General features: G+C 72.0%; 13 protein-coding genes. 10 read left to right on the forward strand and 3 right to left on the reverse strand.

The genetic code is table 11. The annotated features are described in order from the left end of the window. Positions 1–215 precede the first annotated feature (215 nt). Together ACYVLT_RS25385 and ACYVLT_RS25390 are read left to right on the forward strand one after the other, a co-directional pair. Positions 216–914, forward strand: a complete 699-nt coding sequence (locus ACYVLT_RS25385; RefSeq protein ID WP_461122700.1) for a ferritin-like fold-containing protein — start codon at positions 216–218, stop codon at positions 912–914. Between the two features lie 40 nt (positions 915–954). After that, positions 955–1,185 (forward strand): DUF3107 domain-containing protein, encoded by a 231-nt coding sequence (locus tag ACYVLT_RS25390; protein ID WP_461122701.1) that lies wholly within the window; start codon positions 955–957, stop codon positions 1,183–1,185. A 105-nt stretch (positions 1,186–1,290) separates the two neighbouring features. Here ACYVLT_RS25390 and ACYVLT_RS25395 read toward each other — a convergent pair whose 3' ends face one another. Both ACYVLT_RS25395 and ACYVLT_RS25400 read right to left on the reverse strand, forming a co-directional pair. Next, positions 1,291–1,593, reverse strand: coding sequence for a DUF4873 domain-containing protein (locus ACYVLT_RS25395; RefSeq protein WP_461122702.1), 303 nt, complete (start codon positions 1,591–1,593; stop codon positions 1,291–1,293). Next, positions 1,593–2,327 carry a TetR/AcrR family transcriptional regulator gene (locus ACYVLT_RS25400; RefSeq protein ID WP_461122703.1) on the reverse strand — a complete coding sequence of 245 codons (735 nt, stop codon included), beginning with the start codon at positions 2,325–2,327 and terminating at the stop codon, positions 1,593–1,595. Before ACYVLT_RS25400 ends, ACYVLT_RS25395 begins: the two co-directional genes overlap by 1 nt. Positions 2,328–2,392: 65 nt before the next feature. Here ACYVLT_RS25400 and ACYVLT_RS25405 point away from each other — a divergent pair, with 65 nt between their 5' ends. Continuing rightward, positions 2,393–3,292, forward strand: a complete 900-nt coding sequence (locus tag ACYVLT_RS25405) for an AurF N-oxygenase family protein (protein ID WP_461122704.1) — start codon at positions 2,393–2,395, stop codon at positions 3,290–3,292. Further along, the gene (locus ACYVLT_RS25410; RefSeq protein WP_461122705.1) at positions 3,289–4,182 is read left to right on the forward strand and encodes an alpha/beta fold hydrolase; all 894 of its coding nucleotides are present in this window, start codon (positions 3,289–3,291) and stop codon (positions 4,180–4,182) included. The genes ACYVLT_RS25405 and ACYVLT_RS25410 overlap by 4 nt, the downstream gene beginning before the upstream one ends. Before the next feature lie 49 nt (positions 4,183–4,231). Here the strand turns inward: ACYVLT_RS25410 and ACYVLT_RS25415 are convergent, their stop codons facing one another. Further along, the gene (locus tag ACYVLT_RS25415) at positions 4,232–4,879 is read right to left on the reverse strand and encodes a TetR/AcrR family transcriptional regulator (protein WP_461122706.1); all 648 of its coding nucleotides are present in this window, start codon (positions 4,877–4,879) and stop codon (positions 4,232–4,234) included. 139 nt (positions 4,880–5,018) lie between these two features. On the opposite strand from ACYVLT_RS25415, the gene ACYVLT_RS25420 reads away from it, so the two are divergent. The 6 genes from ACYVLT_RS25420 to ACYVLT_RS25445 all read left to right on the forward strand — a co-directional run bounded on the left by ACYVLT_RS25420 (position 5,019) and on the right by ACYVLT_RS25445 (position 13,142). Next, positions 5,019–6,002 carry an alpha/beta fold hydrolase gene (locus ACYVLT_RS25420; RefSeq protein WP_461122707.1) on the forward strand — a complete coding sequence of 328 codons (984 nt, stop codon included), beginning with the start codon at positions 5,019–5,021 and terminating at the stop codon, positions 6,000–6,002. 55 nt (positions 6,003–6,057) lie between these two features. Beyond that, positions 6,058–7,092: a DUF3152 domain-containing protein gene (locus ACYVLT_RS25425; RefSeq protein ID WP_461122708.1), complete on the forward strand. Its 1,035-nt coding sequence runs from the start codon at positions 6,058–6,060 to the stop codon at positions 7,090–7,092. A 253-nt stretch (positions 7,093–7,345) separates the two neighbouring features. After that, positions 7,346–8,518, forward strand: coding sequence for an adenylyltransferase/sulfurtransferase MoeZ (gene moeZ, locus ACYVLT_RS25430; RefSeq protein WP_461122709.1), 1,173 nt, complete (start codon positions 7,346–7,348; stop codon positions 8,516–8,518). Positions 8,519–8,779: 261 nt separating this feature from the next. Then, positions 8,780–9,577: a TIGR02569 family protein gene (locus ACYVLT_RS25435; RefSeq protein ID WP_461122710.1), complete on the forward strand. Its 798-nt coding sequence runs from the start codon at positions 8,780–8,782 to the stop codon at positions 9,575–9,577. A 152-nt stretch (positions 9,578–9,729) separates the two neighbouring features. Continuing rightward, entirely contained in the window at positions 9,730–11,703 is a 1,974-nt protein-coding gene (locus tag ACYVLT_RS25440) for a molybdopterin oxidoreductase family protein (RefSeq protein ID WP_461122795.1), read from the forward strand. Continuing rightward, positions 11,700–13,142 carry an FAD-dependent oxidoreductase gene (locus ACYVLT_RS25445; RefSeq protein WP_461122711.1) on the forward strand — a complete coding sequence of 481 codons (1,443 nt, stop codon included), beginning with the start codon at positions 11,700–11,702 and terminating at the stop codon, positions 13,140–13,142. Before ACYVLT_RS25440 ends, ACYVLT_RS25445 begins: the two co-directional genes overlap by 4 nt. Positions 13,143–13,241: the final 99 nt, after the last annotated feature.

Genomic DNA, 13,241 nt, shown 5'->3' on the forward strand with positions numbered 1-13,241 from the left:
GGCCAGCGAGGTGTGTGCGCGCACCCTCTCCTGGCGGCACGGTGCCGCCGCAGTTCAGCCTTCGGCACCGCTGCGAGCCCCCACTGGGCCGCGCCGCGCCGGGCGTCGTCTGTCGAGTCTACCCGCCGACTAGGCCGATCGGGCTGGATCGCGACGTCGAGTGCGGTTTCGCGTGCCTGGGGTGTTGTCAAGGACACCCGACTAGGCTCGCCGGTATGAACGACCCGGGAGTGGACGCAGCGGTGGGCCAGGCGGTCGCGGTGGGTGAACAGGACCAGGTGGCCGAGGGTGTCGTGGACCTGCTCGGCGCGCTCGCGTACGGCGAGCTGTCGGCGTTCGACCGGCTCGCCGAGGACGCCCGGACCGCGCCCACGCTGTCCGGGCGGGCCGCGCTGTCGCAGATGGCGGCGGCCGAGATCGGCCACTACGCGCTCCTGGAGCGGTACCTGGCCGAGCGCGGCCACTCGCTGGAGGAGGCCATGCGGCCCTTCGTCGCGGGCTTCGACGGCTTCCACGCCTCCACCGCGCCCCGCTCGTGGCTGGAGTCGCTGGTGAAGGCCTACGTCGGGGACGCACTGGCGGCCGACTTCTACCGCGAGGTCGCCGAGTGGCTGGACGAGCCGACCAAGCAGGTCGTGCTCGCGGTGCTGGCCGACACGGGCCACTCGGCGTTCGCCGAGCGCGAAGTCCGGGCCGCCTGCGACCACGACCCGACGTTGCGCGACCGGCTCACGTTGTGGGGGCGCCGGCTGCTCGGCGAGGCATTGACGCAGGCCCAGTACGTGGTGGCGGAGCGCGACGGGCTCGCCGAGCTGATCGTGCGCGGCTCGGGCGACCTGGCGGGCATCGCGGCGCTGTTCCGCCGCCTCCAGCAGAGCCACACGCGGCGCATGACGGCGCTCGGGCTCGGCTAGGGTTGGTCTTCGAAGCCATCAAAGCGGCACGGAGGTCAGCGTGGAGGTCAGGGTCGGGATCGCGGACAGCCCGCGGGAGCTCGTGGTGTCCAGCGGGCTCACCCCCGAAGAGGTCGAGGCGCAGGTAGCGGACGCGCTGAAGGCGGGCACCGGGCAGCTCGTGCTGGTCGACCAGAAGGGCGCCCGCTACCTGGTGCCCGCGGCGCGCATCGCGTACGTGGAGATCGGTCCGAGCGACACCCGTCGGGTCGGTTTCGTCTCCGGCGACTGAGCGACCGCGCGTCCGGCGGCTCACCGCCCGGCCACGCCGGGTCCGGGTGACCGGACATCAGAAGGGGCACCCGATCGGGTGCCCCTTCCGCGTTCCTCGTCCGGATCACCCCACCGTGAACGGCGGGGTGGAGATCCCCGCGACCCGGTAGCGGCGCCAGGGGTCGGGGTCGGTCAGCGACCCGGTCGCCGAGCCGTCGGGCGTGCGCAGCAGCGCGGTCCGCGCACCGCCCTCCACCAGCTCGGTGACCTGCTCGTTCGCGCCCACCCGGCCGTACCAGTGGTAGCGGCCGTCGATGGGCTGGAAGTAGCCGCGCAGCTCCACGCGCACCGGCACCTCCCGCTCGTCGAACACCAGCACGGCCGCGCCGGTGTAGCCCTCCTCGTCGTGCTCGTGCTCCTCGGACATCACGCCTCCTCGACGTCGACGACCCGCAAGCGGGGGCCGTCGTGCGGGTCGTCTGCGGGGAAATCGGTGGTCAGCGGCGCGTCCGGGTCGAGTTGCACGCCCGCGGAGCGGAGCAGGCCGTCGATGGCGTGCCAGATGATCGTGGTCAGGTAGTCGCTCAGGCTCGCGCGGGTCATCGACTGGCGGTCCAGCCACCAGTCGCCCGCGTTCTGCACCATGCCGACCAGCGCGTGCGCCCACGGCTCGGCGCCGCCGGAGTCCATGTCGAACGCGCGCAGGTGGTCGCCGAGCAGCCGGGCCAGGGCCGCGGCGATCATCTGCTTGTCCTCGTTGACCACGTCCTGCTCGACCGGCCGGTCGGTGAACGACTTGCGCACCACGAACCGGTACAGGTTGGGGTGCTCCTCGATCACCGACAGGTACGCGTCGACGATGCGCTTGATGCGGGGGCGGATCGGACCGTCGTGCTCGATCGCCGGACCCATCTTGTCCATCAGCATCTCGGTGCCGCGCCGGCCGACGGCCAGGTACAGGTCGGACTTGTCGGCGAAGTGCCGGTAGAGCACGGGCTTGCTCACGCCCGCCTCGGCGGCGATCTCGTCCATGCCCACGTCCGGGCCGTGCTTGGCGACGGCGCGGATGGTCGCCTCGACGAACTCCGCGCGCCGCGCCTCGCGGTGCCCCTTCCACCGCTCGCGGCGTGCGTCCGTCCCGCCCTTGACAGTTCGAGCCATGTGAAGCACGCTACCAGAAGTAACCGTTACCTCAAGTTACAGATAAATCGACGGGGAGGGACCCGATGACGAGGACCTTGAAGGTCACGGATCGCGAGAAGACCGCCGAACGTCTGCTCAACTCCTCGGCCGACAAGTTCTACGACCCCGAGGTCGACATCGACTGGTCCGCGCCACTCGTCGAAGGCCTCCGGTACACCCCGGAGCACCGGTGCTCGCTGTACGGCACCGAGCTGTGGGACCGGATGAGCCCGGAGCAGCGCATCGACCTGTCGCGGCACGAGGTCGCCAGCGTGGCGAGCGTCGGCCTGTGGTTCGAGATCCTGCTGATGCAGATGCTGCTCAAGGAGGTCTACCGGTCCGACCCGACGACCAAGCACGCGCAGTACGCGCTGACCGAGGTCGCCGACGAGTGCCGGCACTCCACGATGTTCGCCCGCATGGTCGAGACGATCGGCTGCCCGCCCTACGGCCCCCGCCAGTACACCTACCAGCTGGGCAAGCTGCTGCCGGTGGTCGGCTACGGGCCCGCGCTGTACGGGTCGATCCTGGTCGCCGAGGAGATCCTGGACCGGTTGCAGCGCGAGACGATGGCCGACGAGACCGTGCAGCCGCTGGTGCGCATGGTCAACCGGATCCACGTGCTCGAAGAGGCCAGGCACGTGCGGTTCGCGCGGGAGGAGGTCGTGCGGGGCATGGAGACGTTGACCAAGAAGGAGCTGCCCTACCAGCGGTGGCTGATCGCGACCACGTCCATGTTCATCACCCGTTCGTTGATCAACCCGGACGTGTACGCGGCCGTCGGGCTGGACAAGGACGTGGCGCACAAGGCCGCGCTGGGCAACCCGCACTGGCGGGAGAGCATCCGCTGGTCGGGCGAGCGGATCATGAAGTTCCTGGACGAGGTCGGGCTGGTCGGCAAGCCGGGGATGCGGGCGTGGCGCCGGTCGTTCCTGCTCGGATGAGCGCCCCCTGGCAGGTCGACCAGCGGTTCGTGACCTCGGACGGCACCGCGTTGCACGTGGTGGACAGCGGGCCGTCCGACGCGGGGTCGACGACCGTGCTGCTGCACGGCTGGACGTTGGACCACACGTCGTGGGACGCGGTGGCGGCGGGACTCCCCGGGCGCGTGCTGCGGTACGACCACCGGGGCCACGGCGGCTCCGCGCCCGCGCCGGTCGGCACGGCCACCATCGCCCGGTGCGCGGACGACCTCGCCGAGCTGATCGCGGACCGGGTGCCGACCGGGCGGATCGTGCTGGCGGGTCACTCGATGGGCGGAATGACGATCATGGCGTTGGTCGAGCAGCACCCCTCGCTGCTCGACCGCGTCGCCGGCGTCGTCCTCGTTGCCACCTCTTCGGGTGAACTCGCCGGGTCGACGCTGGGCCTGCCGGGCGCGCTGGGCCGGGCGTTCGTGCTGGGGGAGAAGGCGGTCAACCGCCGCATCGCCCGGTTGCGCCGGGCCGAGCTGCTCAAGCGCACCGGCGTTGCCCGACCGGGGCTGCGGTGGCTGCTGTTCGGCAAGCGGCCGTCGTGGCGGCACGTCGCCATGACCGCCGCCATGGTCGGCCGGTGCCACCCGGTGAGCATGGTGGGGTTCCGCGACTCGTTGGACGCCCACGACCGGCGCAAGGCCTTGGCCGAGCTGGCGGGGATACCGGCGGTGGTGCTGGCGGGCGCGGACGACCGCCTCACCCCGCTGCGCCACGCCCGCGTGCTGGCCGACGAGCTGCCGCACGCCGAACTGGTGATCCACCTGGGCGCCGGCCACATGCTGCCCCTGGAACGTGCTGCCGAGGTCACCGCCCACATCAAGGCAGTCACCGAATCGGCCTTCACCACCTCGCCCTGACCCGGACCACCGCGCGAGGCCGCCTTCCGGGCGGCCTCGCGGAGCCGGCTCAGTGCTGCAGCGGGAAGCCGCCGCCGATGCCGCGCCAAGCCAGGTTCGAGATCAGCGCGATCGCGTCTTCCTTGGCCGGCTTCCGGTCGTCGGCCAGCCACGCACGTGCCGTGACCTGCGACAACCCCACCAGGCCGACGGCCAGCAGCCGTGCGCGGTGCTCGTCGAGGCCCGCGTCGGCGGTGATGGTGTCGGTGATGGCCTCCACGCTGTCCGTCGTCGCCCGCTCGACGGCGCGCGCCACCGCGGGCTCGCCGCGCAGGTCCGACTCGAACACCATCCGGAACGCCTGACCCTCGCCGTCCACGAAGTCGTAGAACGCGGCCACCGCGGCCTTCACCCGCTGCTTGTTGTCCGTCGTGGACGCCAGCGCGCCGCGCACGCGGTTCACCAGCTCGTCCACGTGGGACTCCAGCAGCGCCATGTACAGCTCCAGCTTGCCGGGGAAGTGCTGGTAGAGGACGGGTTTGCTCACGCCCGCGCGCTCGGCGATCTCGTCCATCGCGGCGGCGTGGTAGCCGTTGGTCACGAACACGTCCTGCGCCGCGGCCAGCAACTGGGCACGCCGAGCGGTGCGTGGGAGCCGTACACCCCGCCCCGCCGCGCCGCCGTGGTGCCCGACCGCAGTCTGGGCCGTCTCCGTCATGGTGCCTCCAGCCAACCAATCACTTCGCGGAACCTGGAAGGGGGTTGCCCCTCCGGCTCGCCGGCAACCTTACTCGCTGGTAGCAGCGTTCCGGGAAAGCTTCTCGTTTCGTAGGACGCCCGGGAGGCATCCTGGAGTGGTGACCGAGACGCTGGAGGCGCGCAGAACCGCCATCACCCACGTGCCCCTGTCCACCACGCCGCTACCTCCGCTGGACACAACGATCCAGCCGTGGCCTGGTGACTACGTCGAGGTCGGCGGGCACAGCGTGCACGTCCGCCGCACACCGGGACCGGCCGGGTCCCCCGCGGTGTACGTGCACGGCCTCGGCGGCTCGTCGACCAACTGGACCGACCTGGCCGCCCAGCTGCGCGAGCACGTCGACGGGCACGCGCTGGACCTGCCGGGGTTCGGCCGGTCCGAGCCGATCGACGGCTACGACTTCCGGATGGCGACCCACGCGCGGGTGGTCGCCGAGTACGTCGAGTCGCTCGGGAGCGGCCCGGTGCACCTGTTCGGCAACTCCATGGGTGGCGCGATCACGCTGATGGTCGCCTCCGCCCGGCCCGACCTGGTGCGCACCCTGACCCTGGTCTCGCCGGCCGTGCCGGACCTGCGGCTGAGCCTGCGCCGGGTGTCGGACCGCCGGATGCCGCTGGCGTTCCTGCCGGTCGTGGGCGCACGGGTGCGGGACCAACTGGCCGCGTTGACGCCGCACGAGCGCACCAACCAGATGCTGCGGCTGTGCTTCGCCAACCCCCACTCGGTGCCGCCGAACCGGATCGCGCAGAGCGAGGAGGAGTACACGGAGCGGTCCGCGCAGGCGTGGGCGGGCAACGCGCTGAGCCGCAGCACGATCGAGCTGATCCGCACGTGGCTGGTGCCCAGGTCGAGGTCGATGTGGCTGCTGCCGCCGAAGATCGCCGCGCCGACGCTGGTGGTGTGGGGCACCGAGGACCGGCTGGTCAGCGTGCGCAAGGCGCCGCGGGTGGCCCGGCTGATCCCGCGCGGCCGGCTGCTCGTGCTGCCCCGCACCGGGCACGTGGCGCAGATGGAGCGGCCCGCGTCGGTGGCCCGGGCGGTGCTGGGCATGTGGGAGGCGGTCGAGCGGGGGCAGTGGTGACGCACGGGTCACCTGGAATCCGCCATCCGGGTGCGGTTGTGGCACCCTGGTTGCCGTGAACCGGACGTCGCAGGGCGCGCGTGACACGCCGCCGTCCGCCGATGACCGGCCGCCGCTGTCCGAAGACCGCTACCGCCGCGGCACGCGTCGCACCGGCGCGGAGCCGCTGGCCGCGTCCTGGGAACCGGCCGGTCGCCGGCGCCGCAAGCGCCGCAGGGGCGTCAAGGGCCTGATCGCGGGTTACGGCTGGCGCATCTACGCCATTCCCGTGCTGCTCGTGCTCACGGCCCTGGTCGTGCTGGACACCGCCACGCCGTCGACGCTCGGCGGCGGCGAGACGAACACGGCCGATCCGGGCGCCGGGCCGTCCACGCCGCCGACGTCGTCCGGGCCGCCCGAGGCGACCGAGAAGCCGCCGGTCGACATCGACCTGAAGAACTTCCCCACCGCGCAGCTGCCCGAGGGGCCGAAGTTCTCCGAACAGGGCGCGGGCACGTTCGCCGTGGTGCCGGGCTCCACCCAGCCGGCCGGCACCGGCGGCAGGCTGTACAAGTACGCGATCGCCATCGAGGACGGCGTCGAGCCCGCGGACTACAACGGCGACCGCGAGGCGTTCGCGCGCACGGTGGACGGGATCCTGGCCGACCCGCGCAGCTGGATAGGCACCGGCCAGGTGTCCATGCAGCGCGTCGACGGCGGACCGGTCGACTTCACCGTGAGCTTGACCACCACGAGCACCACGCACGCCATGTGCGGCTACTCGATCCAGTTCGAGTCGTCGTGCTGGCACGACCTGTCCAAGCGGGTGATCATTAACAACGCCCGGTGGGTGCGCGGCGGCAAGGTCTACGGCAGCGACCTCAGCGCGTACCGGACCTACGCGATCAACCACGAGGTCGGCCACGTGCTGAAGAACCCGCACGAGGGCTGCAAGGAGAACGGCAAGGCCGCGCCGGTGATGATGCAGCAGTCGTTCGGGGTGGCCAACGACTACGTCGCCCAGCTCAACTCGGTCGACTCCACCAACCGCTACGCCGTCGAGGCCAACGGCCTGGTCTGCACCCCCAACCCCTTCCCCGTATCGCCCTAGGCATGACATGCCGCAACCGGACCGTCACGCGAGGTCGCGTCGGTCGTTCGCGACTCATTTCCCGGCGATCACGCTTTTCGATCGTCGGGAAATCAGGCGCGAACGACCGACTTCCAGGCGACCGAGCCGGCGTCTGCGGAGCAGCGGCCATGTCACCGTCCCGCGCCTTGGGACGACTTCCCATCGGGGAAGACGGAGGGGCAGGCTGGTGTTGTCCGTCGGTACAGGACATGTTTCGTCGAGGAGGACTCAGATGGCGCTTCCGCCGCTCGTGGAGCCCGCAGCGGAGCTGACCAAGGAAGAAGTAGCGCGCTACAGCCGCCACCTGATCATCCCGGACGTCGGGGTCGACGGGCAGAAGCGGCTGAAGAACGCGAAGGTCCTGGTCGTCGGGGCAGGCGGCCTGGGCAGCCCGGCCCTGCTCTACCTCGCGGCGGCGGGCGTCGGCACGCTGGGCGTGGTCGACTTCGACGTCGTCGACGAGTCGAACCTCCAGCGACAGGTGATCCACGGCCAGTCCGACGTCGGCCGGCCGAAGGCCGAGTCGGCGCGCGACTCGGTGGCCGAGATCAACCCGTTCGTGAAGGTGGTGCTGCACCAGACCCACCTGAACTCGGAGAACGCCCTCGACATCTTCCGCGACTACGACCTGATCCTGGACGGCACGGACAACTTCGCCACCAGGTACCTGGTCAACGACGCGGCCGTGCTGCTGGGCAAGCCGTACGTGTGGGGCTCGATCTACCGGTTCGAGGGCCAGGTCAGCGTCTTCTGGGAGGACGCGCCGGACGGCCAGGGCCTGAACTACCGCGACCTCTACCCCGAGCCGCCGCCGCCCGGCATGGTGCCGTCGTGCGCCGAGGGCGGCGTGCTGGGCGTGCTGTGCGCGTCGATCGGCTCGGTCATGGTGACCGAGGCGATCAAGCTGCTGACCGGCATCGGCGACCCGCTGCTCGGCCGGCTCATGGTCTACGACGCCCTGGAGATGTCCTACCGGACCATCCGGATCCGCAAGGACCCGGAGAGCCCGAAGATCACCGAGCTGATCGACTACGAGGCGTTCTGCGGTGTGGTGTCCGACGACGCCCAGCAGGCCGCGGCGGGCAACACGATCACGCCGCTGGAGCTGAAGCAGAAGCAGGACAGCGGTGAGGACTTCCTGCTGGTGGACGTTCGCGAGCCGCACGAGTACGAGATCGTGAAGATCCCGGGCTCGGTGCTGATCCCGAAGGACCGCATCCTGTCGGGCGAGGCGTTCGCGGAGCTGCCGCAGGACAAGCAGGTGGTGCTGCACTGCAAGTCCGGCGCGCGTTCGGCGGAGGCACTGGCCGTGCTGCACCAGGCCGGGTTCAAGGACGCCGTGCACGTGGGCGGCGGCGTGCTCGCCTGGGCCCGCGAGGTCGACCCCTCGCTGCCGACGTACTGACCGCACCACCCGATCGACCACACGCAGGGGCCTCCGCCAAGGGGGCCCCTGCTCTCGTCGGGCCGGCGACCGCCTGCCCGGCAACCACCATCCCGGCCCCATGCCCACGACGGTCCACCCGTGGACCGCGGCGTGGCGTCGGTCACACGGCAGACTCTCCTGTTGAGACCGCAATAGTGCGGTTGGGCCGAATGCGTGGACACCACGTGTTCGACCCCTGAGGTCCACCAACCGAAGGCCCGGTGCAGGTAGCGTGCCGGCGTGACCTCGACTCCGGAGCCGCCACCGTCGCACGTGCGCGCGGCGTTCGGCGCGCGTGACGCCGAGCCGGAGTTGATCGACGGCGGTCCGGTGTGGCGGTGCGGCGACGCGGCCATCCGGCCCGCGGGCAAGCCGGCCGAGGCCACCTGGGTGGCCAAGACCCTCGACGCGCTCGACGTGGAGAACCTGCGCGTCGCACGCCCCCTGCGCTCCACCGACGGCCGGTACGTCGTCGGCGGCTGGGCGGCGACCAAGTACCTGTCCGGCCGGGCCGAGCCCCGGCACGACGAGGTCGTCGACGTCGCCGTCAAGCTCCACCGGGCGACCGCCGAGCTGGCCAAGCCGCGGTTCCTGGACGCGCGCGCCGACCTGTTCGCCACGGCCGACCGCTGCGCGTGGGACGAGGAGCAGGCCGACCTCGACCCCGACCTGGGCGGCCGGTTGTTCGAGCGGTGCGCGGCCTACCGCAAGCCGGTCGCGCTCAAGCCCCAGGTGGTGCACGGCGACCTGTTCGGCAACGTGCTGTTCGCGGGCGACGCGGCCCCGGCGATCATCGACTTCGTCGCCTACTGGCGGCCCGCGTCGTACGGCGCGGCGGTCGTCGTGGTCGACGCGCTGTCCTGGGGTGGCGCGGATCACGGTCTCGTGCAGCGCTGGGCCCATTTGGACGAGTGGCCGCAAATCCTCCTGCGCGCGACCCTTTTCCGCCTCGCGGTCCACGCCCTGCACCCCCGGTCGGGCGGACAATCCCTGGTGGGGCTGGAGCGAACGGCCGCACAGGTCGTCGAGCTGCTGTGACCTCACCCTCAACGCGGAGCCGTTGAGCAGGCAAGTTCGCGTGGACGAAACAATCCGCGTTCTGTCGTTAACAGCTGCTTCTTACCGTCGGGCTCGTGACCGCCTCCGCGAGCATCGACACGCACTGCCCGTACTGCGCCCTGCAGTGCGCCATGACCATCGACAACGGCAAGGTGTCGCCGCGCGAGTTCCCGACCAACCGCGGCGGCCTGTGCCAGAAGGGCTGGACGTCGGCCGAGCTGCTGACCTCGCCCGCCCGGCTGACCACGCCGCTGGTGCGCCGTGACGGCGCGCTGAGCCCGGCCACCTGGGACGAGGCCCTCGACCTCGTCGCCGACAAGCTGGGGCAGCTCCGGCGGGACCACGGGCCGGACTCGGTCGGCGTGTTCGGCGGCGGCGGGCTGACCAACGAGAAGTCCTACCTGCTCGGCAAGTTCGCCCGGGTCGCGCTGGGCACCTCCCAGATCGACTACAACGGCCGGTTCTGCATGTCGAGCGCCGCCGCCGCGGGCATGAAGGCGTTCGGGCTGGACCGCGGCATGCCGTTCCCGGTCACCGACCTCGACCGCGCGGACGCGATCCTGCTGGTCGGCGGCAACCCGGCGGAGACCATGCCGCCGTTCGTGCAGCACCTCAAGAACGCCGAGCTGATCGTCATCGACCCCCGGCGCACGCCCACCGCCGAACTGGCCACCCTGCACCTGCAACCGGCGCCCGGCACGGACCTGGCGCTGGCCCTGGGCCTGCTGCACACCGCCGTGGCCGACGGCCACCTGGACGCGGAGTACCTGGCCGAGCGCACGACCGGCTTCGACGCCGCCTGGCGCATCGCCGCGACGTGGTGGCCGGAACGGGTCGAGCGGGTCACCGGCGTGCCGGTCGCCGACCAGCGCGCGGCGGTGCGGATCCTGGCCGAGGCGGCCAACGCCTACATCCTCACCGGGCGCGGCACCGAGCAGCACGCCAGCGGCGCGGACACCGTGTCGGCGTGGATCAACCTGGCGCTCGCGCTCGGCCTGCCCGGCACCAAGTACTCCGGTTACGGCTGCCTGACCGGCCAGGGCAACGGCCAGGGCGGGCGCGAGCACGGCCAGAAGGCCGACCAGCTGCCGGGCTACCGCAAGATCGACGACCCCGCCGCCCGCGAGCACATCATGAACGTCTGGGGCGTGGACGACCTGCCCGGACCGGGCCGTTCGGCCTACGAGCTCCTCGACGCGCTCGGGCAGCCGGACGGCCCGAAGGCACTCCTCGTTTTCGGCAGCAACGTCATCGTCTCCGCGCCGAGCTCCCAGCACGTCGCCGACCGGCTCGCCGCGCTCGACCTGCTGGTCGTGTGCGACCTGGTGCTGTCGGAGACGGCCGCGGTCGCCGACGTCGTGCTGCCGATCACGCAGTGGGCCGAGGAGAGCGGCACGATGACCAACCTCGAAGGCCGCGTCCTGCTGCGCCAGGTGGCCGTGGCGGCGCCCGAGGGCGTGCGCAGCGACCTGGACGTGCTGCGCGGCCTGGCCACGCGCCTCGGCCAGCCCGCCGAGCGGTTCCCCACCGACCCGGAGACGGTGTTCGAGGAGTTGCGGCTGGCGTCGAAGGGCGGCGCGGCCGACTACTCGGGCGTCACCTACGAGCGCCTGCGGCAGGGCGAGGCGCTGCACTGGCCCGTCGTGCAGGAGAGCACCCCGCGCAACTTCCTGGACCGCTTCGCCCACCCCGACGGCCTGGCCAGGTTCATCCCGGTCGAGCACCGGGGACCGGCCGAGGTGCCCGACGCCGAGTACCCGTTGCAGGCCACCACCGGCCGGGTGTTGCAGCACTACCAGTCCGGGGCGCAGACCCGGCTGGTGGCCGAGCTGAACCGGGCCGAGCCCGAGGCGTACGTGGAGGTCCACCCGGACACCGCGACCAGGGCGGGCCTGGGCAACGGCGCGCTGGCGGCCGTGGTGTCGCGGCGCGGCCGGACCGTGGCACGGGTGCGCTGCGTGCCCTCCATGCGCATCGACGTCGTGTTCCTGCCCTTCCACTACGCCGGCGACGGCCGGGCCAACCTGCTGACCAACCCGGTGCTGGACCCGACCAGCCGGATGCCCGAGTTCAAGGTGTGCGCGGTCCGATTGGAGTCGGTATGAGGAACGTTGTCATCGTGGGCTACGGCATGGCCGGCGCCCGGCTGGCCGACGAGATCCGCCGCCGCGACCCGAAGGCCGAGCGGGTCTCGCTGACCGTGCTGGGCGACGAGTCGCACCCCGCGTACAACCGGGTGCTGCTGTCCAGCGTGGTCGCCGGGTCGCTGACGCCCGAGGCGGTGCGGCTGCACGACCCGGACTGGGCCGCCAAGCACCACGTGGACCTGCGGTTGGGCGGCACGGTCACCAAGATCGACCGGACCCGCCGGGTCGTGCACGTGGACGACACCGAGGTGCCCTACGACGCGCTGGTGCTGGCCACCGGCGCGCGGTCGTGGGTGCCGCCGACGCCCGGCCTGCTCGACGGCAACGGCGTCCTGGCGCCCGGCGCGGTGGCGTTCCGCTCACTGGACGACTGCGCCCGGATCGTGGACAAGGCCTCGCCCGGCACGCCGGTCGCGGTGCTCGGCGGCGGGCTGCTCGGGCTGGAGGCCGCCCGCGGCCTGGCCGGGCGGGGCTGCCTGGTCACCGTCGTGCACCCGGTCGGGCACCTGATGGAGCGGCAGCTCGACGCGGGCGCGGGCCGGGTGCTGGCCACCACGCTGAGCGGGCTGGGCATCGAGTTCCGGCTCGGCGTGCTGGCCGCGAAGTACGTGCCCGGCGACGGGCTGGAGCTCGACGACGGCACGCACGTCCCCGCCGACCTGGTCGTCGTCTCGGCCGGCGTGCGCGCGGAGACCGGCTTGGCCGAGCAGGCGGGCATCGAGGTCGACCGGGGCATCCTGGTGGACGACGCACTGCGCACCAGCGACCCCAGGGTGCACGCCATCGGCGACTGCGCCCAGCACGTCGGCACGGTGTCCGGCCTGGTGCAGCCCGCGTGGGAGCAGGCAGCCGTGCTCGCCGACCGGCTCACCGGCGTCGCGCCCGCCGCCCGGTACGCCGGCACCACCGTCGTGACCAGGCTCAAGGCCCGTGACGTCGACCTGGCCGCGTTGGGCGACGTGCACGTGCCCGTCGACTCGGTCGACGACGAGGTGCTGTGCTTCCAGGACCCCGCGCGCGGCCGCTACGCCAAGCTGGTGCTGCGCGACGACAAGGTCACCGGCGCGATCGTGCTGGGCGCCCCGGACGCGGCCGCCGCCATCACCCAGCTGTTCGACCGCGGCCTGCCCGCGCCCACCGACCGGCTCGCGCTGCTGCTGGGCCGCGCGCTGCCCGCCGAGAACGAGGCCAGCCCCGCCGACCTGCCCGCCGCCGCGGTGGTGTGCCGGTGCAACACGGTCAGCAAGGGCCAGCTGGTCAGCGCCTGGCGCGGGGGTGCGACGACGTTGTCCGCGATCGCGGAGGTCACCCGCGCGAGCACGGGCTGTGGCGGCTGCAAGGACGCGGTGTGCGGGATCGTCGACTGGCTCGCCGCCTCACAACCCCAGTCCGCTTGATGTGCGCGGGAGTTGCCGTCCGCGACACCTCCTCGCACACCCAGGTAACTCGCCGTTCTTACGGTCTGCGCAACGAAGAACCGTGGTCCAGGAGGTCCG

Source organism: Saccharothrix stipae, from assembly GCF_054781895.1.